At 65.1% G+C, this 22,972-nt stretch carries 22 protein-coding genes; 19 read left to right on the plus strand and 3 right to left on the minus strand.

The window, feature by feature from the left end; translation table 11 throughout:
• The first annotated feature begins 122 nt into the window (after positions 1-122).
• Positions 123-443 (plus strand): hypothetical protein, encoded by a 321-nt coding sequence (locus W823_RS42075; protein WP_023957856.1) that lies wholly within the window; start codon positions 123-125, stop codon positions 441-443.
• Positions 444-450: 7 nt separating this feature from the next.
• Here W823_RS42075 and W823_RS42080 read toward each other — a convergent pair whose 3' ends face one another.
• Both W823_RS42080 and W823_RS42085 read right to left on the minus strand, forming a co-directional pair.
• Entirely contained in the window at positions 451-1,251 is an 801-nt protein-coding gene (locus W823_RS42080) for a DUF305 domain-containing protein (RefSeq protein WP_023957858.1), read from the minus strand.
• A complete protein-coding gene (locus W823_RS42085; RefSeq protein ID WP_023957860.1) occupies positions 1,251-2,165 on the minus strand; it encodes a DUF3105 domain-containing protein in 915 nt (304 codons plus the stop codon). The genes W823_RS42080 and W823_RS42085 overlap by 1 nt, the downstream gene beginning before the upstream one ends.
• A 156-nt stretch (positions 2,166-2,321) precedes the next feature.
• Here W823_RS42085 and argS point away from each other — a divergent pair, with 156 nt between their 5' ends.
• The 6 genes from argS to rho all read left to right on the plus strand — a co-directional run bounded on the left by argS (position 2,322) and on the right by rho (position 11,278).
• The gene (argS, locus tag W823_RS42090; protein WP_023957862.1) at positions 2,322-3,974 is read left to right on the plus strand and encodes an arginine--tRNA ligase; all 1,653 of its coding nucleotides are present in this window, start codon (positions 2,322-2,324) and stop codon (positions 3,972-3,974) included.
• Positions 3,971-5,395, plus strand: a complete 1,425-nt coding sequence (gene lysA, locus W823_RS42095) for a diaminopimelate decarboxylase (RefSeq protein ID WP_023957864.1) — start codon at positions 3,971-3,973, stop codon at positions 5,393-5,395. Before argS ends, lysA begins: the two co-directional genes overlap by 4 nt.
• Positions 5,392-6,720 carry a homoserine dehydrogenase gene (locus W823_RS42100; RefSeq protein ID WP_023957866.1) on the plus strand — a complete coding sequence of 443 codons (1,329 nt, stop codon included), beginning with the start codon at positions 5,392-5,394 and terminating at the stop codon, positions 6,718-6,720. The genes lysA and W823_RS42100 overlap by 4 nt, the downstream gene beginning before the upstream one ends.
• Positions 6,713-7,792, plus strand: coding sequence for a threonine synthase (gene thrC, locus W823_RS42105; RefSeq protein ID WP_023957868.1), 1,080 nt, complete (start codon positions 6,713-6,715; stop codon positions 7,790-7,792). The genes W823_RS42100 and thrC overlap by 8 nt, the downstream gene beginning before the upstream one ends.
• 93 nt (positions 7,793-7,885) lie before the next feature.
• Positions 7,886-8,842 carry a homoserine kinase gene (thrB, locus tag W823_RS42110; protein ID WP_031332212.1) on the plus strand — a complete coding sequence of 319 codons (957 nt, stop codon included), beginning with the start codon at positions 7,886-7,888 and terminating at the stop codon, positions 8,840-8,842.
• Between the two features lie 309 nt (positions 8,843-9,151).
• Positions 9,152-11,278, plus strand: coding sequence for a transcription termination factor Rho (gene rho / locus W823_RS42115; RefSeq protein WP_031332214.1), 2,127 nt, complete (start codon positions 9,152-9,154; stop codon positions 11,276-11,278).
• 98 nt (positions 11,279-11,376) lie between these two features.
• Here rho and W823_RS42120 read toward each other — a convergent pair whose 3' ends face one another.
• Positions 11,377-12,072, minus strand: coding sequence for a DUF3105 domain-containing protein (locus W823_RS42120; protein ID WP_031332215.1), 696 nt, complete (start codon positions 12,070-12,072; stop codon positions 11,377-11,379).
• Positions 12,073-12,286: 214 nt separating this feature from the next.
• Here W823_RS42120 and rpmE point away from each other — a divergent pair, with 214 nt between their 5' ends.
• The 12 genes from rpmE to W823_RS42180 all read left to right on the plus strand — a co-directional run bounded on the left by rpmE (position 12,287) and on the right by W823_RS42180 (position 22,958).
• Entirely contained in the window at positions 12,287-12,523 is a 237-nt protein-coding gene (gene rpmE / locus W823_RS42125) for a 50S ribosomal protein L31 (RefSeq protein ID WP_023957876.1), read from the plus strand.
• A 112-nt stretch (positions 12,524-12,635) separates the two neighbouring features.
• Positions 12,636-13,712, plus strand: coding sequence for a peptide chain release factor 1 (gene prfA, locus W823_RS42130; protein ID WP_023957878.1), 1,077 nt, complete (start codon positions 12,636-12,638; stop codon positions 13,710-13,712).
• Positions 13,709-14,575 carry a peptide chain release factor N(5)-glutamine methyltransferase gene (gene prmC, locus W823_RS42135; RefSeq protein WP_023957880.1) on the plus strand — a complete coding sequence of 289 codons (867 nt, stop codon included), beginning with the start codon at positions 13,709-13,711 and terminating at the stop codon, positions 14,573-14,575. The genes prfA and prmC overlap by 4 nt, the downstream gene beginning before the upstream one ends.
• A gap of 53 nt (positions 14,576-14,628) precedes the next feature.
• Positions 14,629-15,282: an L-threonylcarbamoyladenylate synthase gene (locus W823_RS42140; protein WP_030174324.1), complete on the plus strand. Its 654-nt coding sequence runs from the start codon at positions 14,629-14,631 to the stop codon at positions 15,280-15,282.
• 113 nt (positions 15,283-15,395) lie between these two features.
• Positions 15,396-16,568 (plus strand): glycosyltransferase family 4 protein, encoded by a 1,173-nt coding sequence (locus W823_RS42145; protein ID WP_232232976.1) that lies wholly within the window; start codon positions 15,396-15,398, stop codon positions 16,566-16,568.
• 290 nt (positions 16,569-16,858) lie between these two features.
• The gene (locus W823_RS42150; protein ID WP_023957887.1) at positions 16,859-17,272 is read left to right on the plus strand and encodes an ATP synthase subunit I; all 414 of its coding nucleotides are present in this window, start codon (positions 16,859-16,861) and stop codon (positions 17,270-17,272) included.
• Entirely contained in the window at positions 17,269-18,024 is a 756-nt protein-coding gene (gene atpB, locus W823_RS42155; RefSeq protein ID WP_023957889.1) for a F0F1 ATP synthase subunit A, read from the plus strand. The genes W823_RS42150 and atpB overlap by 4 nt, the downstream gene beginning before the upstream one ends.
• 82 nt (positions 18,025-18,106) lie before the next feature.
• Positions 18,107-18,358 (plus strand): F0F1 ATP synthase subunit C, encoded by a 252-nt coding sequence (locus W823_RS42160; protein WP_023957890.1) that lies wholly within the window; start codon positions 18,107-18,109, stop codon positions 18,356-18,358.
• Positions 18,359-18,384: 26 nt separating this feature from the next.
• A complete protein-coding gene (locus W823_RS42165; protein WP_023957892.1) occupies positions 18,385-18,906 on the plus strand; it encodes a F0F1 ATP synthase subunit B in 522 nt (173 codons plus the stop codon).
• Between the two features lie 3 nt (positions 18,907-18,909).
• On the plus strand, positions 18,910-20,265 hold the full coding sequence (locus W823_RS42170) for a F0F1 ATP synthase subunit B/delta (RefSeq protein ID WP_023957894.1): 1,356 nt from the start codon (positions 18,910-18,912) through the stop codon (positions 20,263-20,265).
• Between the two features lie 87 nt (positions 20,266-20,352).
• Positions 20,353-21,984, plus strand: coding sequence for a F0F1 ATP synthase subunit alpha (gene atpA / locus W823_RS42175; RefSeq protein ID WP_023957897.1), 1,632 nt, complete (start codon positions 20,353-20,355; stop codon positions 21,982-21,984).
• A 53-nt stretch (positions 21,985-22,037) separates the two neighbouring features.
• Positions 22,038-22,958, plus strand: a complete 921-nt coding sequence (locus W823_RS42180) for a F0F1 ATP synthase subunit gamma (RefSeq protein ID WP_023957899.1) — start codon at positions 22,038-22,040, stop codon at positions 22,956-22,958.
• Positions 22,959-22,972: the final 14 nt, after the last annotated feature.

The following is a 22,972-nucleotide window of genomic DNA, read 5'->3' on the forward strand; positions in this document are numbered from 1 at the left end:
CTAGAACGTGTTCTCATTATTCGTTGCCATATCGCCGGGCAGTGGTCGGACTACGCAGGTGGGGGCGCTTTCTTACCTCCGGCGTAATCGTTTTCGACCACCGATGCGGCGACCCTGAAGGCATGGATATCAATCGACAAGACGCAATCACAACCACTTTGCCCGGGGCGCCGCGCTGGCTACGGGCGGTCCTGATCATGGATCGGGCAGGCTCGTCCTGGTACATCGGACTCGGGTTCCTGTTCGCCCCGCTGTTGGTGGTGCTCGATCCGTGGCCACCACTGGTCACCGCGGCCTGGATTGCCATCGGGGTGTTCGGCCTGTGGCTGGGCATCCTCGGCATCTTCATGGCGACCGGCCTGGCGCTGATCCTCAAGTCCGGCCACACCGTTCCCGAGGAGTACTGGCGATCGGTCTTCGAGGACTTGCCGCCCGCGCGGTGACCGGCGACTAGTTCATCGGAAGAGGTTGCGCCCCACGGGGTTCGAGCATCTTCGCCATCGTGTCCGACTCCGATTGCTGGACATTGACCATCTGCTGGGCGAGCTGCCGGACGAAGTCTTCCTGGACGTGATCGCGCTCGGTGGCAAACTCCATCATCTCGGACCCGCCCTGATGATGGCGCAACATCAACTGCAGGAAGTAGGTGTCCAATTCGGCGCCCTGCAGCGTGCGCAGCTTTGTCATCTCCTCGGTGGTGGCCATGCCCGGCATCGGGGGTGAACCGGGCGCCCTCGGCCCCATCGACATGCTCGACTCGGTGCTGCCCCCGTGACCGTGCCCGTCACTGTGACCCTGCATCCAGGCCATCGCCTCGTCGGGATTGTCGAGCGGATAGTCCCAGCGGGTCAGCCACGACTGCATCTGGCCGATCTGGTTGGTCTGCGAGGTGAGGATGTCGTAGGCAAGCGACTGCACCTGGGGGTCGCTTCCGCCGTACAACTCGATGGTCGCCATCTCCACAGCCTGCTGGTGGTGACGGATCATGTCCTGCGCGAAGCCCACCGCAGCCGAGTCTTCGGCGGGCCTGTTGTTGTCGTCGCCTTCGAAGCTGATGCGAAGCAAAAGACCGACGACCACACCGAGCAGCAGCATTGCGACCGCGCCGAGCACCAGCATCGCCGGCAACTGCCGGCGTTGTGCGCCAGAAGCGGGGGTCCGCTCGGCCTCAGCCGGTCCGCTCCCGATATCCGAGCCGGGCTCGGCCTGTTGGGGCGTGTTCGAGTCGGTACTGGACTCCGAGTCGTCCATCAGCCCGCAGGTGTGGCCGGGACGGGCTGCGCCGGGGCGGGAGCAGTGGTCATCGGCTGTTCCGGTGCGACCAGCCCCTCCTCGGTGGCGGGGGTGGTGCCGGTGCCGTCCATGGGGATGGCGTCAGCGGGGATCGGGCCGACGTCCGCCGGCGGCGGGCTGTTCGGGTCGAACGCACCGGGCGTCGCCGCGCAGGAGGCCCCGATCTCGGGATACGCGGTGGCGTCGGGCTGGCCGGGGTACACGCCGCTGTTCGAGTTCTGCCGCAGTGCCTCGATGAACTGGTCGACGCGTTCGTCGCCTGCGGAGTCGAGCTTGAGCTGATGGCCCCACGACTGCAGCGAGATCGGCGTGTCCAGGCCCGGGTAGGGCGACATCAGCATGTACGGCTCGCCCTCGACCTTGTCCTGCAGGATGTCGAGGTCGCCGGGCGCGATGGTGTCCGGGTTGTAGGCGATCCAGACCGCACCGTGTTCGAGCGCGTGGACGGCGTTCTCGGTCCGCAACTGGTTCGGGTAGACGATGCCGGTACACGCGGCCCAGACCGCGTCGTGAGGTCCGCCGAACGGAGGTGACTGGTCGTAGGCCACGCGCTGCGTCGGCTGCACGTGCTGACCGGCCGGGTAATAGATCTTGGTGACGCCGTCGATCTTGTCCGAAGGGTCGGGATTGGACGCCGACGGTGTGAACTTCGCGACTTCGCGCTGATCGAGATACTTGGGTACCAGGTACGCGGCGAGTCCGCCGACGAGCGCGATGATCACCACCACCGCGCCGATGGTCATCCACGGGATCTGCCGTCCGACGCCCCCCGCCTTCACCACGGGGACCTGCCCGGCCTTCTTCTTGCCGGACTTACCTGCGGTGGACGGTTTCTTGGGAATCTTGTTGCCCTTTTTATCGGCGTCGGCCATGGATCTCTTTCGGTGCAAAAACTGGGGTGAGCGAACGAGTGCGTGCCGGCATGTGAACCGGCGACCGACAGTGTACTTGTGCGCGTCGACGGCAATCGCTGTGCAGGGAGACGGCGATTGTCAATGATGAGGTGCGGGCCAATAGGATGGTGCATCGTGACCCCCGCCGACCTCGCGGTGCTGCTGCATGCCGCCACCTCAACCGTCCTCACCGACCACGGACTCGACCCGTCCGCGCTGCCGGAGAGTGTTGTCGTGGAACGGCCGCGCAATCCCGAGCACGGCGACTACGCCACCAACATCGCGCTGCAACTCGGTAAGAAGGTCGGCGTCAACCCGCGTGAGCTGGCCGGATGGCTTGCTGCCGAGCTCTCCAGCCGTCAGGGCATCGCCACCGCCGAGATCGCCGGACCCGGGTTCGTGAACATCCGACTCGCCGCCGACGCGCAGAACGTGGTGGTCGCCGGAGTGATCGAAAGTGGTGCGGCCTACGGGACCGGAAAGACTCTCGACGGGCTCCGGGTGAACCTCGAGTTCGTCTCGGCCAACCCGACCGGTCCGATCCACCTCGGTGGCACGCGGTGGGCTGCCGTGGGCGACGCGCTGGGCCGGGTCCTCTCGGCCGAAGGTGCCGCGGTCACCCGCGAGTACTACTTCAACGACCACGGCGCACAGATCGACCGGTTCGCGCGGTCGCTGGTTGCCGCCGCACTCGGTGAACCCACTCCCGAGGACGGGTATGCCGGCGCCTACATCGGTGAGATCGCGGCACAGGTGCTCGACGCCGCGCCCGGCGCTCTGGACCTCCCGGAGGCAGAGCGGCTCGAGACATTCCGTGCCCGGGGCGTCGACCTCATGTTCGCGCAGATCAAGGCGAATCTGCACGAGTTCGGCACCGACTTCGACGTCTACACGCACGAGAACAAGATGTTCGAGAGCGGCCAGGTCGACAAGGCCATCGCCGAACTGAAGGCAAACGGCAACCTCTACGAGAACGACGGCGCCTGGTGGCTGCGGTCGACCGCGTTCGGTGACGACAAAGACCGCGTGGTCATCAAGAGTGACGGCGAGGCGGCGTACATCGCAGGCGACATCGCGTACTTCAAGGACAAGCGTGACCGCGGGTTCGATCTCTGTATCTACATGCTCGGCGCCGACCATCACGGTTACGTCGTCCGGCTCAAGGCTGCGGCCGCGGCGCTCGGCGACGACCCCGACCGTCTGGAGGTACTGATCGGGCAGATGGTCAATCTCGTCCGCGACGGGCAGCCGGTGCGGATGAGCAAGCGGGCGGGCACGGTCATCACCCTCGACGATCTGGTGGACGCGGTCGGTGTGGACGCCGCCCGCTACTCACTCATCCGGTCGTCGGTGGACGTGAACATCGACATCGACCTCGACCTCCTCGTCAGCCAGTCGAACGAAAACCCGGTCTACTACGTGCAATACGCGCACGCCCGCCTCGCGGCGATCGGCCGCAATGCCGAGGCCCTGGGTCTCACCGCCGCCACCGACCACCTCGAGCTGCTGGTGGATCGGGCCGAGGGTGACCTGATCCGTACGCTGGGAGACTTCCCCGCAGTGGTCGCTGCAGCCGCGCAATTGCGTGAGCCGCACCGTGTCTGCCGGTATCTCGAAGCGCTGGCGAGCACGTACCACAAGTTCTATGACCGGTGCCGGGTCCTGCCTCAGGGCGACGAGGAACCCACCGATCTCCACGCCGCACGGTTGGCTCTGTGCGGCGCCACCCAGCAGGTCATCGCCAACGGTTTGGCGATGGTCGGCGTGAGCGCACCGGAGCGAATGTGAACGCACACCCCGCCGGACCACGGCACGCGGAGGTCGTGGCGGCACCGCACCTGGCCGAAAGGCCCAACTCTCCAGAGGAACTCGCGCAGTTGCCGGAGGCGATCTACCCGCAGGGCACCGGTCGCGATGAGAACGGTGTGGCGCAGATCGGCGGCATCGCGGTCACCGAGCTGGCCGAGAAATACGGCACCCCACTGTTTGTCATCAACGAAGAGGACTTCCGGGCGCGATGCGCCGAGATGGCAAAGGCATTCGGATCGGCGCAGCACGTTCACTATGCGTCCAAGGCGTTCCTGTCCACCGAGGTCGCGCGCTGGGTGCACTCAGAGGGTCTGTCTCTCGATGTGTGTTCGGCCGGCGAGCTGACGGTGGCGTTGCATGCGGGTTTCCCGGCCGATCGGATCGCCCTGCACGGCAACAACAAATCGCCGTACGAGCTCGAACTCGCGGTCACCTCGGGCGTCGAGCACGTGGTGCTCGACTCCATGATCGAGATCGAACGTCTCGATGAGATCGCCGGCCGCCTCGGCGTGGTCCAGGACGTCCTCATCCGGATCACCGTGGGTGTGGAGGCGCACACCCACGAGTTCATCTCCACGGCACACGAAGACCAGAAGTTCGGCTTTTCGCTGGCCGGTGGTACGGCGATGGACGCGGTCCGACGCGTCTTCGCTACCGACAACCTGCGACTGGTGGGGCTGCACAGCCACATCGGTTCGCAGATCTTCGACGTGGGTGGTTTCGAGCTGGCCGCCCACCGTGTCCTGTCCTTGCTGCGGGACGTGGTCTCGGAGTTCGGCGTGGACAAGACCGCCCAACTCTCGATCCTGGATCTCGGTGGGGGACTGGGTATCTCATACCTGCCCTCCGACGACCCGCCTCCGGTGCAGGAAGTCGCCGACAAACTCGCCGCCATCGTCGAACGTGAATCGGCCGCACTGGGCCTACCCACCCCGACCATCGCGGTGGAACCGGGCCGTGCGATCGCCGGTCCGGCCGGTGTCACGTTGTACACCGTCGGCACGGTCAAAGACGTCCAGCTCGGTCCGGGCGGAGCTCATCGCCGCTACGTGTCCGTCGACGGCGGTATGAGCGACAACATCCGCACCTCGCTGTACCAGGCCGAGTACGACGTCCGGCTGGCGTCGCGGGTCTCCACTGCGAACGCGGTGGTCAGTCGGGTGGTCGGAAAGCACTGCGAGAGCGGCGACATCGTCATCCGCGACTGCTGGCTTCCCGACGATGTCGGCCCCGGCGACGTGCTGATGGTGGGCGCCACCGGCGCCTACTGTTACTCGATGTCGAGTCGCTACAACATGGTCACCCGACCCGCCGTGGTCGCCACGCGGGGAGGCGACGCGCGAGTGATCCTGCGTCGTGAAACTGTCGAAGATCTACTGAGCTTGGAGGTGAACGAGTGACGGACAGCCGAATCAACGACAACGGGGCCCGCGCCATCGGCGTTGCGGTACTCGGAATGGGAAATGTCGGTACCGAGGTGGTTCGCATCCTCACCGACAACGCCGCTGATCTGCAGGCACGGGTCGGCGCCCCACTGGAACTGCGCGGGGTCGCCGTCCGGAACCTGAATGTTCCTCGTGACGGGGTGGACCCGGCCCTGCTCACCGACAAACCCGAAGACCTCGTCGCCCGCGACGACGTGGACATCGTCGTCGAACTCATCGGCGGCATCGACCCGCCGCGGATGTTGATCCGCGAATCGCTGCAGAGCGGCAAGTCCGTGGTCACCGCCAACAAGGCGCTCCTCGCCGATTACACCGGCGAACTCGCGACTGCCGCAGCCGGGGCGAAGGTAGATCTGTATTTCGAGGCGGCCGTGGCCGGCGCCATCCCGGTGATCCGCCCGCTGATGCAGTCACTCGCCGGTGACACCGTCAACCGTGTTGCCGGAATCGTCAACGGCACAACCAACTTCATCCTGTCCGCGATGGACGCCGACGGCAGTGACTACGAGGAGACGCTCGCAGAGGCAGGCCGACTCGGCTACGCCGAGGCCGACCCGACGGCCGATGTCGAGGGCTATGACGCGGCGGCGAAAGCAGCCATCTTGGCCTCGATCTCCTTCCATTCGAGGGTCACCGCGCTCAACGTCTACCGCGAGGGCATCTCCAAGATCACCGCTGCCGACCTCGTCTCGGCACAAGCACTCGACTGCACGGTGAAGCTGCTGTCGATTTGCGAGCGGATTGTCGGTGAAGATGGGCAGCAACGCATTTCGGCCCGCGTCTATCCGGCGCTGGTACCCCTCGAACATCCTCTCGCGGCGGTCAACGGCGCTTTCAACGCGGTGGTCGTCGAAGCCGAGAACGCCGGTCGGCTGATGTTCTACGGACAAGGTGCCGGTGGCGCACCCACCGCATCGGCGGTGTTGGGAGACCTGGTGATGGCTGCGCGCAACAAAGTGCACGGTGGTCGTGGCCCACTGGAGTCCACGTACGCGTCGCTGCCGATCGCCCCCATGGGTGACGTGCGAACCCGGTACTACGTGTCGATGCGGGTGGCGGACCGCGCCGGGGTGCTCGCAACAGTCGCCGGAGAGTTCTCCTCACGAGGCATCAGCATCTCGACCGTTCGCCAGGAAGGCGCCGGCGACGACGCCCGGCTCGTGGTGGTCACCCATCGCGCACCTGATGCGGCATTGTCCGAAACCGTTGCGGCACTGGAGAAGCTGGAGGCCGTCCTGAGCGTGTCCAGCGTTCTCCGACTGGAGGGAACCAATGAGTGAGTCTGTCGCCGTGCACCGCGCATGGCCGGGATTGATCGAGGCGTACCGCGACCGATTGCCTGTCAAGGACGACTGGAAGGTCGTCACCCTGCTCGAGGGTGGCACACCGTTGATCGCCGCACCGCACCTGTCCGAGATCACCGGGTGCGAGGTGTACCTCAAGGTGGAGGGCCTCAACCCGACCGGCTCGTTCAAGGACCGCGGGATGACGATGGCCGTGAGCAACGCCGTCAACAACGGGAAGACCGCGGTGCTGTGCGCGTCCACCGGGAACACCTCGGCCTCGGCTGCCGCGTACGCGACCCGCGCCGGCATCACGTGCGCCGTCCTCATCCCTGAGGGCAAGATCGCAATGGGCAAACTCGCCCAGGCCGTGATGCACGGCGCGAAGATCATCCAGGTGCAGGGCAACTTCGACGACTGCCTCGAACTGGCTCGCAAGGCCACCGCCGAGTGGACCGAGATCGAGCTGGTCAACTCGGTGAACCCCGCCCGCATCGAAGGTCAGAAAACTGCCGCCTTCGAGATCATGGATGTGCTCGGCAGGGCTCCTGACGTGCATGCGTTGCCGGTGGGAAACGCGGGCAACATCACCGCGTACTGGAAGGGCTACACCGAGTACCACCGCGACGGTGTTGTCGGGTCGACCCCTCGCATGCTCGGCGTGCAGGCGGCGGGCGCGGCCCCTCTGGTCACCGGCAAACCGGTCAAGGATCCCGAGACGATCGCCACCGCCATCCGGATCGGCTCACCCGCCAGCTGGAACCAGGCAGTGGCCGCCAAGGACGAATCGGGTGGTCAATTCCGGGCTGCCACCGACGAGAAACTCCTCGAGGCCTACCGGCTGATCGCAGGCCACGAAGGTGTCTTCGTCGAGCCGGCGTCGGCCGCCAGTGTCGCCGGACTTCTTGCCGCCCGTGAAGAGGGCTGGGTGTCTGCGGGCGAGCTCGTCGTCTGCACCGTCACCGGCAACGGCCTCAAGGATCCCGACACCGCGTTGGCCGGCATCCCGCCGGTAGAGGCAATCCCGGTTGATCCGGTGGCTGTCGCACGCGCGCTGAATGTGGGCTGATGGGAACCGATCATGACGGTGTGGGCAACGCGGACTGATGAATCCTCTGGCGATGACTCGCACGTGGCTGGGCTCCGTCGCGAAGGTGTGGACGTGAATCCCGTTCTGCCTGCGGGGGTCCAGGCGCAAGCGCGCGTTCCCGCGTCGAGTGCCAATCTGGGCCCCGGGTTCGATTGTCTGGGTATCGCTCTGGGCATCTACGACGACATCTCCGTCACCGTCGGTGGCGATGCACTGCGCATCACCGTCAGCGGTGAAGGCGCCGAGGGAGTACCGCTCGACGAGCGACACCTGGTTGTTCGGGCGATCAATCGGGGGCTGGCGGCGGCCGGCGTCACGGCCCCGGGCCTGGACGTCAAGTGCCGCAACAGCATTCCCCATGCCCGTGGTCTGGGGTCCTCGGCGTCCGCAGTCGTCGGCGGGCTGGCGGTCGCCGCCGGCCTGGTCCGCGCAGCCGGCCTGGGAACACAACTGTCCACCGAGGCGTTGATCCAGCTGTCGTCGGAGTTCGAAGGCCACCCGGACAATGCCTCGGCGAGTGTCCTCGGTTCGGCCGTCGTCTCCTGGTCCGAACCCACCGCGGGCGTCCACACCTCCGACGTCGCGGGGGACTCGCCGGCACTCAATTACTTCGCGAGGTCGCTGGAGCTGCATCCAGGTATCCGCGCCTACGCCATGATTCCGCAGGTCGAGTCGTCGACCGCGGTCACCCGTGGGTTGTTGCCGGACGCGGTGTCCCGGGCGGATGCGGTCTTCAATGTCAGCCGCGCGGCCCTGGCCGTGGTGGCGTTGACGACCGAACCCCAGTTGCTGATGGCTGCGACCGAGGATCGACTGCACCAGGACTACCGGGCCCCGGTGATGCCGGCGACGGCCGCTCTGGTGCGATGGTTGCGTGAGCGGCAGGTACCGGCCACAGTGTCGGGCGCCGGGCCCACCGTGCTGGCGCTGACGGCGTCGGAACTACCACCTCAGACCCGCGACAAGGCAGCTGAGCTGGGATTTGCTCTGCAGGAAGTAGAGATTGCACCCGGAGTAGTCGTACACTGACCACGGCGGGTGCAACTTTGATTGATTCGCAGTTTGTGAACACGCCGCATTCTGTGGGTGTTGCCCGAACTACTGATCCTGGTTAGCATGTACCCGTCCAGCCGCGGATGTTTTCACCCGAGCGTGCTTCTCATCGGATGTCAAATTCGAATCACAGCCCGCGGGCGCCAGTCCGTGAAATATAAAGCGCGGCAAACGACACACGCCTCATAAGACCGCTGAAAAACTAGCGGCACCTCTCACCTGGGCTCCGGGTGCGAGAACTTTGGCCCTCGCGAATCTACCGGCGGGGGAAGGAAAGGATATCCGTTGACGGATACGGACCTGATCACTGCACCGGGCTCGGAGAACACGCTCGACCTCGGTGGAGTTGACACTCCGAAAGCCGAACGTCGTCGTGGGACCGGGCTCTCGGGAATGGTTCTGACTGAACTTCGTGGCCTGGCGGGAGAGCTGGGCATCAAGGGCACGTCGGGTATGCGCAAGAGCGACCTGATCGCGGCCATCAAGGAACGCCAGAGCGGCGGGGCGTCCAGCGCACCTGCCATCAAGGGCAAGGCCGCCTCCAGCAAGGCGCCCGCAGACAAGACCTCGGCAGGAACGGCGCCGTCGGAGGACGCGCCGACTGCCACTGCCGAGAAGCCGCAGGTCAGAAGCGCCTCCGCCCCTGCGGAACCCGCCGCCGAAGCAGCGACGAAGACCACCGAAACCACAAAGGTCGAACCCGAGCAGGCTGCCACTGCGGCGCCTGCCGAGGAGAAGGCTGCGCCGAAGACCGACGAGTCTTCCCAAGACGGTGACCAGGCAGACGGCAACGACCAGCGGCGGCAGCGTCGTCGTGGTCGCGACGGGCAGGCCGCAGGTCGGGACAACCAGGGCCGTGAAAGCCAGGGTCGCGAGGGTCAGGGCCGCGACAATCAGACCCGAGAGGGTCAGACTCGCGACAACCAGGGCCGCGACAACCAGGGCAGCAGCGGCTCCAGCCGCGAAGGCCAGGGCCGTGACAACCGCAACCGCGACGACCGCAACCGCGACGACCAGGGCAACCGTTCGGAGCAGGGAAACCGCTCCGAGCAGGGCAACAGGAACCGCAACCGCAACGATCAGGGAAGTGGCCAGAACAGCGGCCCCCGTGACAACCGCGACAACGGTCCCCGTGACGACGACGAGGACGGCGACGGCCGCGGCGGTCGGCGGGGACGCCGTTTCCGTGAGCGTCGACGGGGACGTGACCGCGGCGAAGGCGGCGGTGGCGGCAACGAGCGCGAGCCACAGATCTCCGACGACGACGTGTTGCAGCCGGTCGCGGGAATCCTCGATGTGCTGGACAACTACGCGTTCGTTCGTACTTCGGGCTACCTCGCCGGACCGAACGACGTCTACGTGTCGATGAACCTCATCCGCAAGAACGGGCTACGTCGCGGTGACGCGATCACCGGGGCGGTCAAGGTCCCGCGCGATGGTGAGCAGTCGAACCAGCGTCAGAAGTTCAATCCGCTGGTCCGGCTCGATTCGGTGAACGGCGCTGACGTCGAGACCGCCAAGCGCCGGCCGGAGTTCAACAAGCTGACGCCGCTGTATCCGAATCAGCGTCTTCGCTTGGAGACCACCAGCGAGCGCATCTCCACCCGCGTCATCGACCTGGTCATGCCGATCGGCAAGGGACAGCGTGCACTGATCGTGTCCCCGCCCAAGGCCGGTAAGACGACGATTCTGCAGAACATCGCCAATGCCATCTCGATCAACAACCCCGAGTGCTACCTCATGGTTGTGCTCGTGGACGAGCGGCCCGAAGAGGTCACCGACATGCAGCGGTCGGTGAAGGGTGAGGTCATCGCCTCCACCTTCGACCGCCCGCCGTCAGACCACACCTCGGTGGCCGAGCTGGCGATCGAGCGGGCCAAGCGTCTGGTCGAAGACGGCAAAGACGTTGTGGTGCTGCTCGATTCGATTACCCGGCTGGGTCGCGCGTACAACAATGCGTCGCCGGCTTCGGGCCGGATCCTGTCCGGTGGTGTCGACTCCACGGCGCTGTACCCACCCAAGCGTTTCCTCGGTGCTGCCCGCAACATCGAGAACGGCGGCTCGCTCACCATCATCGCCTCGGCTCTGGTCGAGACCGGTTCCACCGGCGACACGGTGATCTTCGAGGAGTTCAAGGGCACCGGCAACGCCGAGCTCAAACTTGACCGCAAGATCTCCGAGCGCAGGGTGTTCCCGGCCGTCGACGTCAACATGTCCAGCACGCGTAAGGACGAGTTGCTGCTCTCGCCCGAGGAGTTCTCGATCGTGCACAAGCTGCGGCGCGTGCTTGCCGGCCTCGACTCGCAGCAGGCGATCGATCTCCTGGTGAGTCAGCTGAAGAAGACCAAGAGCAACATCGAGTTCCTCATGCAGGTCCAGAAGACCGCGCCGGGAGCCATGGGCGACGACTAGTCGCCGGCTCGCAGCCACCGAACCCACCTGATCCCGTGGGCCCACCCGTCACAGGGCGGGCCGAACGGGATGGGTGGGTTCGTGCGTGGTGGCAGTGCTCAGTTCTCTGGCAGGGTGCCGGGGCGTGGATCGAACGGTGGGGGATCGAGCTGATCAAACGCGCCGGAGGCAGCGCACGTGGCCCCCGGTTCGGGGTAACCGGTCTCTTCGGGGGCTTCCGGGTAGACACCGCTCTGGGTGTTCTGTTTCGTCGCGGTGATGAATTGATCGATACGTGGGTCGTCGGCATCGTCGACCTTGAGCTGATGCCCCCACGATTGCACCGACACCGGCCGGTCGAGACCGGGGTAGGGCGACAGCATCGTGTAGTCGACTCCGTCGACGCGCTCGGCCAGCGATTCCACGGCCTCGGCGTCGAGATCTTCCGGGTTGTAGGTGAGCCAGACCGCTCCGTGTTCGAGCGAGTGCACGGCGTTTTCCGAACGGATGCCCGCGTTGTAGACCACCCCGGTGCAGGCGGCCCAAACAGCATCGTGTCGGCCACCGATGGGCGGGCTGAACGAGTAACGGACGCGATCGGTGGGAACCACATGAAGAGCAGCGGGGAAGTACTGCCTCTCGACGCCTTCGATGTCGTCGGTCGGATCCGGATTGTCGGCAGACGGGCGGAAGCTCGCGGACGCCTCGGAGTCCGCTGACGCGGCGACCGGATCGCCGGACCGCTCGAATGTGCAGGCTGCCAGGCCGAAGACCAGCACAGTTGCTGCAGTCGCGAGGTGTGTTGCCCGTGTCATGGATCTGCCTGCCGTAGAGGATGTCGCGGAATGAAAACGATTGTCAGGTCGTTCCACTGATCGTGCCGAGGATGTATGCCCGCCCTCGATCGCTTGAATATTAGCGATTCGCTGACGTGGTGGAGGCTCTGGCATACTGAACGGTCGAGTCCGGTTCCGGTTCACACCTTCGATCCGCGAAGGTGACCCGGCGACCATTGAAAGGGACACCAGAATGAAGCAAGGAATCCACCCCGAGTACGTCGAGACCACTGTGGTCTGCGGCTGCGGGAACACCTTCCAGACCCGTTCCACCAAGGACAACGGTCGGATCAACGTCGAGGTCTGCTCGCAGTGCCACCCGTTCTACACGGGCAAGCAGAAGATTCTCGACACCGGTGGCCGCGTCGCACGCTTCGAGAAGCGCTACGGCAAGCGTCCGGCGAAGAAAGACGCTGCAGCCGAGAAGTAGCTTTATCGTCCGGCGTCTGGTCTGCCTTCACGGCAGGTCAGACGCCGTTTTCGTCGAATCACCCGGTTGAGGTCACACCCGCCGGTCACAACTTCTCGAGTAGGAACAGGTCATGAGCAGCCCCGAGCCGTCCGCGATCGACGACATTCTCGCCGAGCATGCGGGCTTGCAGTCGCAGCTCTCCGACCCTTCGCTGCACGACGACCCCGCTGCAGCGCGCCGCGTGGGCAAGCGCTTCTCCGAACTCGCGCCGATCATGGCCACGTACACCAAACTTCAAGTAGCACAGGACGATCTGCAGGCCGCACGGGAACTCGCCGCGGACGACCCGGCATTCGCCGCCGAGATACCCGAGCTGGAGAAGACCGCCGCCGATCTCGACGCCACCCTCACCGACCTGTTGTCGCCACGCGATCCCCACGACGGAGACGACGTTGTGCTGGAGATCAAATCGGGCGCAGGCGGCGAGGAGTCGGCCCTGTTCGCCTCGGATCTGGCCCGTATGTACCTCAAATACTGCGAACGGCACGGCTGGAAGGCCCAGACCCTCGGGCTCACCGAGTCCGATCTCGGCGGGTACAAGGACGTCACCATCTCGATCAAGTCGAAAGGCGACGGTCCGGACGGTGTGTGGGCGCGACTGAAATTCGAGGGTGGCGTACACCGTGTCCAGCGTGTGCCGGTCACGGAGTCGCAGGGGCGTATCCACACCTCGGCTGCCGGCGTGCTGATCTATCCCGAACCCGATGAGGTCGAGCAGGTGCAGATCGACGATTCGGATCTCCGCATCGACGTGTACCGCAGTTCGGGCAAGGGCGGACAGGGCGTGAACACCACCGACTCCGCGGTCCGGATCACCCACTTGCCCACCGGGATCGTCGTGACCTGTCAGAACGAACGATCGCAGTTGCAGAACAAGGCCCGCGCGATGCAGGTTCTCGCTGCACGCCTGCAGGCGGCGGCCGAGGAGGCAGCCAACTCGGAGGCGTCGGAAGGACGGGCGGCGCAGGTGCGGACAGTTGATCGTTCTGAGCGGATCCGCACCTACAACTTTCCGGAGAATCGCATCACCGACCACCGGATCGGTTACAAGGCCAGCAACCTCGACGCCGTTCTCGCAGGCGACATGGACGCACTCCTCGACGCCCTCCGAGCCGCCGATCGCCAGGCCCGCCTCGAGGCGGAGTGAACGCGCGCGAACATCGCAGGGCCGCGACGGCCGAACTGGCCGCCGCAGGCGTCCCCAGCCCAGACGTGGACGCAGCGCTTCTGCTGGCGCACGTGGCGGGCACATCCGTGGGCGGCATCGTCACGGTCGACGAGCTGACGCAGGAGCAGGCCGACACCTACCGCGCGATGATCGACCGGCGGCGCGCGCGTGAGCCGTTGCAGCACATCATCGGTCACGTCCAGTTCGGCATGGTCGATCTGGAGGTCGGCCCCGGTGTGTTCGTACCCCGGATGGAAACCGAGGCGCTGCTGTCGTGGGCACTGGAGGCAATTGCCGACGTTGCCGAACCGGTGGTGGTCGATTTGTGCAGCGGAAGCGGTGCACTCGCGTTGTCCATCGCGGATGCTCGGCGCAACGCCGTGGTGCACGCCGTAGAGATCGCCGACGAGCCACTCCGATGGCTTCACCGGAACCTCTCGCGGATGTCCGATCAGGTTGCGGATCGAGTCGAGGTGCATCAGGGCGACGTTCGGGACCCGGCCGTTCTGACCGGGATCAGAGCTGATGTCGTGGTCGCCAACCCGCCCTACATACCCGAGACAGCCGAATTGCCGGTCGAGGTGATCGACCACGATCCGCCCCTCGCACTGTTCGGGGGAGCGGACGGGATGTCGGTCATCGGTCCGATGATCGCCACCGTCGCCCAGCTCCTCGAGGCGGGTGGCGAAGTGGCCATCGAGCACGACGACAGCACGGGGCAGGCGGTGATCGAGGTGCTGGCCGCCGATGGCCGGTTCGATTCGATCGTCCAGAACCACGATTTGGCTGGACGGCCGCGTTTTGTCACCGCCACCAGAACGACGACGTCCCGCCGCATCTGACCGGCGGGTACGTCGCGGATGTGGGCCGGGGGGACCATGCAAGGATGGGACCCGTGAGCACCACGTTCGACTGCAACGATCCCCATTCTCGAACGGCCGGTATCCGGGCCGCCGTCGGCGCCGCCAAAGGTGGCCGCCTGATCGTCCTGCCCACCGACACGTTGTACGGGTTGGGTTGCGACGCTTTCGATTCCGAATCGGTCAACAACCTCCTGGCCGCCAAAGGGCGAGGCAGGGACATGCCCGTGCCCGTGCTGGTCGGTTCGTGGAGCACCATCGACGGCCTGGTGTTGTCCGTGTCGTCGACGGCGAGGGAACTGACCCGGGCGTTCTGGCCCGGCGGCCTGAGTCTGGTGGTCCACCAGGCTCCCTCGCTGGCCTGGGATCTGGGTGACACGCGGGGCACGGTGATGCTGCGGATGCCGCTGCACCCGGTGGCCATCGAGATCCTTCGGGAGGTCGGGCCCATGGCCGTCTCCAGCGCGAACATCTCCGGCCGACCGCCGGCGACCACCGCCGCCGAGGCCCGGGAGCAACTGGGGGAGTCGGTTGCCGTCTACCTCGATGGTGGGCCGGCCGAGAAGGCGATGCCGTCGACCATCGTCGACCTCACGGACGTCAGCCCCAAGATTCTGCGCGAGGGTGCGATCAGTGCCGAGCAGATCGCCGAGGTGCTGGGCACCGGAGTCGAGAGCCTGCGGAGCTGAGTCAGCTCGATCCCGCTGGCGGGTCAGGTCGACCGCTTGCGTGCTTTTCGAGCGCGCGCTAGTAGCGTTGACCCGTGTTCGCGGCCTATTCGAGTTCTCTTGAGAGCAGTGGTGTGCTGATCGCAGCGCAGTCCGGCCTCACGAGCAGTGGTGCAGGCGTCCCGCTGCGGGAGCTGATGCTCGTCGGGCTCGCCGCCGCCGTCATCACTTATCTCGCCACCGGTGTCGTGCGGGTCATCGCCACGCGTACCGGCGCGGTGGCCGTTCCGCGGACCCGGGATGTCCACGCGATTCCCACGCCGCGTCTGGGCGGTGTCGGCATGTACATCGGCGTGCTCGCCGGGATGGCTCTGGCCGGCGAGTTACCGGCTCTGACAAGGGGTTTCGCATACACCGACGACATGAACGCCGTTGTCGTCGCCGGTGGGGTCATCGTGCTTGTCGGAATCATCGACGACCGCTGGGGGATCGACGCCTTGACCAAGTTCGTCGGCCAGCTGACCGCTGCCGGTGTCCTGGTGATCATGGGTGTGAGCTGGTATCTGCTGTACGTCCCGTTCGGCGACATCGGCACCGTGGTGCTGGACCCACTACAGGCGGGATTGCTCACGATCGCGGTCACCGTCGCGACGGTCAACGCGATGAACTTCGTCGACGGCCTCGACGGACTCGCCGCCGGCCTGGCGCTCATTGCGTCGTTGGCGATCTGCGTCTTCTCGCTGGGTCTGCTCCGAGACCAGGGCGGCGACGTCAGTTACTACCCACCGGCCCTCATTTCGGCCATTCTCGCCGGCGCATGCCTCGGTTTCCTGCCGCACAACTTCCAGCCCGCCCGCATCTTCATGGGCGATTCCGGCTCGATGCTCATCGGGCTGATGCTGGCCACGGCCTCGACCAGCGCATCGGGCAGGGTGGCCACCAATGCCTACGGCCCCGCCGACGTGTTCACGTTGTTGTCGCCGATCATTCTGGTGGCGGCCGTCATGTTCATCCCGATGCTCGACATGCTGATGGCGGTTGTACGGAGGACCAGGGCGGGCGTCGGCTTCTACACACCGGACAAGATGCACCTGCACCATCGACTGCTGGAGATCGGTCACTCGCACAGGCGCGTGGTGCTGCTCATCTACCTCTGGGTCGGACTCCTGGCCTTCGGGGCGGCTGCGAGCACGTTCTTCTCGGTGTCGGTGGTGGTACCGGTCCTGGCAGCCGGACTGGTCCTCGCGATGGTCGCCACCATAGTCCCGCGCCTTCGTCGACGACACCGCCAGGGCGCATCTGCCTGACCGGGTGGCGGCCGGTGGAACCGTGTCCAGTAATCTGTGACGAAGTGCAACCTAACCCGGACATTTCGGGTATGCGATGCGACGTAGTACTATCGTCTGTAGTAGCCGAATCACCAAGGTGAGAGCCGCAATCGCGGTCAATGCACCCCCTGGTGGCAGGCCACGACAGTGTTGATATGGTCACAGGGATCGATGAGCTGTCGCCCCGATCATGTTCCAGATCGACGGGCACGGCTCTACCAGGCTGCCCCCAGAGCTAGCGAACCCGCTGGACCCTTGAGGAGAGGTGCATGACGACGTCAAGCTCCGACTCGGCGCCGGTATTCCCGGATGTCCCGCTGAGTTTGGTGCGCCCCGCAATCCTGAGTGGATTGCTGGTCGTCGTCGCAGTGGCCGCAAGCGCCTACTTGGGCCACGTCATGTTCGGTATCTGGATGTTCGTCGGATTGGCCCTGAGTCTGGCCAATGCCAAGCTCGTGCAGTTGTATGTGCAAGGAATCACCGCTGAAGAGAATCCGCGCAAGCGGCCGATCGCGATCAACTCCGCCCTGCGTCTGGCGCTCCTGACGATCGTCGCCCTCGTGGTGGCGTTCCTCGCCAGGCCGGACGGTCTGGGCGTGATGTTCGGACTCGCGCTATGTCAGGTGATCCTGGTTCTCAACACGGTTATTCCAGTGATGAAAGGACTTCGTACCCAGTCATGACAGATACGTCGTATCTCGCCGAGGCAGAGATCGAGGTCGGGCACCACACCCACGTCGATCTGTTCGGGATGACCTTCAACCTGGACACCATCATCGGGACCGCTTTTGCGGCCCTGGTCGTGCTCGGCTTGGCCTTCTACGTGCGGGCCAAGATGACGTCGGGTGTTCCCAACCCGGTACAGCTGTTCTTCGAAACCCTCACCTCCCAGATGCGCGGCCAGGTCGAGAGCTCGATCGGCATGCGCGTCGCGCCGTTCCTGCTGCCACTGGCCGTGACGCTGTTCATCTTCATCCTGGTCGCCAACTGGATCTCGGTGCTGCCGGTCCAGTACGGCAAGGAAGGTGGAGGCACCGGGGAGTGGCTCAAACCGCCGGCCTCCGATGCGAACTTCGTCTACGCGCTCGCTTTGTTCGTCTTCGTCGCGTACCACGCGGCCGGCGTCAAGCGTCGCGGCTTCCTCGGCCATCCCAAGGCCCTGATCAAGGGTCACGCCATCGGCCTGGCCCCGATCAACATCATCGAAGAGATCGCGAAGCCCGTCTCACTCTCACTCCGTCTTTTCGGCAACATGTTCGCCGGCGGCGTGATGGTTTCACTGATCGCGATCTTCCCCGCCTACATCATGTGGGCGCCCAACTCGATCTGGAAGATGTTCGACCTCTTCGTCGGCCTCATTCAGGCGTTCATCTTCACCCTGCTGACCATCTTGTACTTCAGCCAGTCAATGGAGCTGGAGGACGAGCACCACTAGCACGACCCCTTGCCGGTGCGATGCCGGCGGGGCCATAAGACCTGGCAATCCGATTGTCAGTACCACCGAAAGGGAAAAGTAAATGGATCCAATGATTGGCATGGGCGCACTGATCGGCGGCGGTCTGATCATGGCCGGCGGCGCTATTGGCGCCGGTATCGGTGACGGTCTGGCCGGTGCGCAGCTGATCGCAGGCATCGCGCGTCAGCCAGAAGCGCAGAGCCGCCTGTTCACTCCGTTCTTCATCACCGTCGGTCTGGTCGAGGCTGCGTACTTCATCAACCTGGCCTTCATGGCGTTGTTCGTCTTCGCCACCCCGATCAGCGCCGAATAATTTCGGGAAACAGGTAAAACGACACCATGGATCTCGCCGCAGAGAATTTCCTCATACCCAACGGCACGTTCTTCGTTGTCCTCTTGATCTTCATCATCGTGCTGGTGGTGCTCGGCAAGTTCATCGTTCCGCCGATCCGCCAGGTCCTCGAAGAACGTGAGGCTCTGGTCTCGAAGACCAACGAGGACAACAAGGCCGCGGCCAAGAGTTTCGAGGATGCCGAATCGGAATACCGATCCGCCATGAAGGGCGCCCGCGTCGAGGCGACCGGCATCCGCGACGAGGCTCGTGCCAAGGGCAACGAGAACCTCGAGGAGATGAGGCGGCGGGCAACCGAGGAGTCGGACGCGGTTCAGCGCGACACCTCCGAACAGTTGGCCGCCGAAGGGCAGCGGGCTGCGGCGGAGGCCCGCGCGGAACTGGGCAGGCTGTCCTCCGGGCTGGCCAGCCGAGTACTCGGATTCGACGTCTCGTCGGACCCGAAGTTGTCGGCATCCCTCGATCGTGTCTCCGCGACCGAGGGCGAAAAGACCGGGACGGTGAACTGACCAGTGGATATTTTCATCGGACAACTCGTCGGCTTTGCCGTCGTTGTCTTCGTTTTCATCCGATACGTTCTTCCGCCGCTGCGTAAATCCGTTGCGGCGCAGAAGGAAACGATCGCCACGCAGGTCGCCGAGAGCGAGCAGGCCAAGGCCCGGCTCGCCGAGGCGAAAGATGCTCACGCCACAGCACTCGAGCAGGCCAGGGCAGAGGCGAGCCAGATCCGTGAAGAGGCACGCGGTGACGCTCAGGCGATCGCGGAACAGATGCGTAATCAAGCCGACTCCGAGGTCAAGCGCATCACCGAGCACGGCAAGGCGCAGGTCGCCCTCAACCGCCAGGCACTGATCCGTCAGCTGCGTGGCGAACTGGGGCTGGCCTCACTCGACGTCGCCGGAAACCTGGTGCGTGAGCACCTCGAGGACCCGAAGGCCAAGCAGGATTCCTTTGACAGGGTTCTGGCAGAGCTGGAGCAGATGGCCGCCGAAGGCGGTGTCGCTCCGGAGTCCACATCCACCGGTGAGGCAATCGGCACCCACTCGATGCGGGCGGCGAGCCGTGACTCGGTACGCACCCTGGCACGCACGTTCGACGAGAAGACCGGCTCGGCGGATGTCGAGCAGCTACGAACGATCGGTGACGAACTCGGTTCGGTCGCAATCCTTCTCGCGGCCAACCCGGTTCTGCGCAAGCACCTGGCTGAGTCCACCGACGAGGCGCAGCACAAGGCTTCGCTGGTCGATTCGATCCTGTCGGGGAAGGTGTCCGACACCACCCTCGACATCGTCAAGTCCGCTGTCGATGCGAAATGGTCGGCCACCGCTGACTTCCTCACCGCACTCGAGCGGCTCGCCCGGCTCGCGCTGCTGACGGTCGCCGACCGCAGCGGCAAGATCGGCGAGGTCGAGGACGAACTGTTCCGGCTGGGTCGGTTGCTGCTGGCAGAACCTGATCTGTCGCGACTGCTGTCCGACTCGAATGCACCTGCCGAGGGCCGGTTGCAGTTGCTCGACAGGGTCATCGGCGGAAAGGTCACGGACGAGACCGGAGCGTTGGTCCGACAGGCTGTGCAGTTGCAGCGCGGACATCAGCCGATCGACGTCACCGTGTCAGGCATCGCCGAACTGGCTGCTGCTCGACGCGGAGAGTCGGTTGCACACGTCATCGCGGCGGCACTGCCGACCGATGCGCAGATCGAGCGGCTCAGCACAGTGCTGGGGCGGATCTACGGACGCGACATGTCGGTGCAGATCGAGATCGACGAGCAGTTGCTCGGCGGTTTCAAGGTCATCGTTGCCGACGAAGTCATCGAGGGTGACGTGGCCAGCCGACTGGCCAAGGCGAGCGAGACCTTGCCGAGTTAGCCCGACGGGCGCGACACCCGACCGGACACACTCCGGCGCGGGCACACTTAGACCACAAGCGAAAACGAAAGCAAGGAACGAGTACTCATGGCGGAGTTGACGATCTCATCCGACGAGATCAAGGGAGCGATCGAGCAGTACGTCTCGTCATTCCAGGCCGAGGCATCGCGCGAAGAAGTCGGCGTAGTCGCCGACACCTCGGACGGTATCGCCCACGTGAGCGGCCTGCCGGGCGCGATGGCGAACGAACTGCTCGAGTTCTCGGGCGGGGTTCTGGGCGTGGCCCTCAACCTCGACGAGGACGAGGTCGGTGCTGTCATCCTCGGTGCATACGACGAGATCGAAGAAGGCCAGCAGGTCAGCCGCACCGGCGACGTGCTGTCTGTCCCGGTCGGCGACAACTTCCTCGGCCGTGTGGTGAACCCGCTGGGTCAGCCCATCGACGGCCAGGGCGAGATCGAATCGGACGAGAAGCGCGTGCTGGAGCTCCAGGCGGCATCGGTCCTCGAGCGTCAGCCCGTCGAGGAGTCGCTCGCGACCGGCATCAAGGCCATCGACGCGATGACCGCCATCGGCCGCGGCCAGCGTCAGCTGATCATCGGCGACCGCAAGACCGGCAAAACCGCTGTTTGCATCGACGCGATCCTGAACCAGAAGGCGAACTGGGAGACCGGTGACCCGACCAAGCAGGTGCGTTGCATCTACGTGGCGATCGGCCAGAAGGGTTCGACCATCGCGGGCGTCAAGTCCGCGCTCGACGAGGCCGGCGCGATGGAGTACACCACCATCGTCGCGGCTCCCGCATCTGACTCGGCCGGATTCAAGTGGCTGGCCCCGTACACCGGTTCGGCCATCGGCCAGCACTGGATGTACCAGGGCAAGCACGTCCTCATCGTGTTCGATGATCTCTCCAAGCAGGCCGAGGCCTACCGCGCCATCTCGCTGCTGCTGCGTCGCCCGCCGGGCCGCGAGGCATACCCGGGTGACGTCTTCTACTTGCACTCCCGTCTGCTCGAACGTTGCGCAAAGCTGTCCGACGAGCTCGGTGGCGGATCGATGACCGGTCTCCCGATCATCGAGACCAAGGCCAACGACGTCTCGGCGTTCATCCCGACCAACGTCATCTCGATCACCGACGGTCAGGTCTTCCTCGAGTCGGACCTCTTCAACAAGGGCGTCCGCCCCGCGATCAACGTGGGAACCTCGGTGTCTCGTGTCGGTGGTGCAGCGCAGACGAAGGGCCTGAAGAAGGTCTCGGGTTCGCTCCGTCTGGAGCTTGCGCAGTTCCGTGAGCTGGAGGCCTTCTCGGCTTTCGCCTCGGACCTCGACGACGCATCCAAGGCCCAGCTGGCCCGCGGTGCTCGTTGGGTGGAGCTGCTCAAGCAGGACCAGTACTCCCCGGTGTCCGTCGAGGACCAGATCGTCTCGATCTACCTCGCGGGTGAGGGCCACTACGACTCGGTTGCCGTCGACGACGTGCGCCGGTACGAGGGCGAGCTCCTCAATCACCTGCACCACGGTGCCAAGGGCGTCTACGACTCGATCGCGGGCGGTAAGGCTCTGTCCGACGATCAGGCAGAGGCACTCAAGGCCGCGGCCGACAAGTACAAGAAGTCGTTCCTCGCCAGCGACGGCCCCGGATCGGTCAATGAGGAAGATCCGGGCGCTCTCGCGGCCGACGAAGTCAACAACGAAGAAATCAAGGTCCGGAAGTCCTAGGGCAGATGATTCGACAATCCATGACCAAACCGAAAGGAGTGTGAGACACGCCCATGGCAAGTATTCGTGATCTGCGCTCACGCATCCGGTCAGTCCAGTCGACGAAGAAGATCACCAAAGCCCAGGAACTCATCGCGACCTCGCGCATCGTCAAGGCGCAGTCGCGGGTGGCGGCCGCCAAGCCGTACTCGCAGGAGATGACCGCGGTGCTCTCGGAGCTCGCTTCCGGAGCCGGCACGCTCGACCATCCGTTGCTCGTCGCCCGGGAGAACCCGAAACGCGCAGCGGTGTTGGTGGTGACCAGTGACCGCGGTATGTGCGGTGCGTACAACTCCAACGTCTTGCGTGAAACCCGGCAACTGCTGGAGTTGCTCGAGGACGAGGGCAAAGAGACGGTTTTGTTCATCACCGGACAGAAGGGCCTCGGCTACTTCTCCTTCCGCGGGGTCAACGTCGCCGGCTCGTGGACGGGGTTCTCGCAGCAGCCTGAGTATCACAACGCGGCGGAAGCCACCGACCATTTGGTGGACCTGTTCGCTGCCGGCTCGGGCACGGAGATAGACGGGCTCGACGGCGGCAAGATCGAAGGCGTCGACGAACTGCACCTGGTGTACACCAAGTTCGTGAGCATGCTCAACCAGTCGCCCGAGGTCCGCAGGATCGCACCGCTTGTGGTGTCGGAGAGCGACGACGACGAGTCGTCCACGCCGGCGCGCAACTACACGTTCGAGCCCGGTGCGGACACGTTGCTCTCGGCACTGCTGCCGAAGTATGTGGCAACGCGCGTGTACGCGGCCCTGCTCGATTCGTCGGCATCGGAGTCGGCCGCCCGTCGTACCGCGATGAAGGCCGCCACCGACAACGCCGAAGAGTTGGTGACCAACCTGTCGCGCGAGGCAAACCAGCTGCGGCAGGCACAGATCACCCAGGAGATCAGCGAGATCGTCGGCGGCGCAAACGCGCTCGCGAACTAGCAGCAACAAGCCAA

Origin of the sequence: Williamsia sp. D3, from assembly GCF_000506245.1 — a bacterium.
Taxonomy (GTDB): domain Bacteria; phylum Actinomycetota; class Actinomycetes; order Mycobacteriales; family Mycobacteriaceae; genus Williamsia; species Williamsia muralis.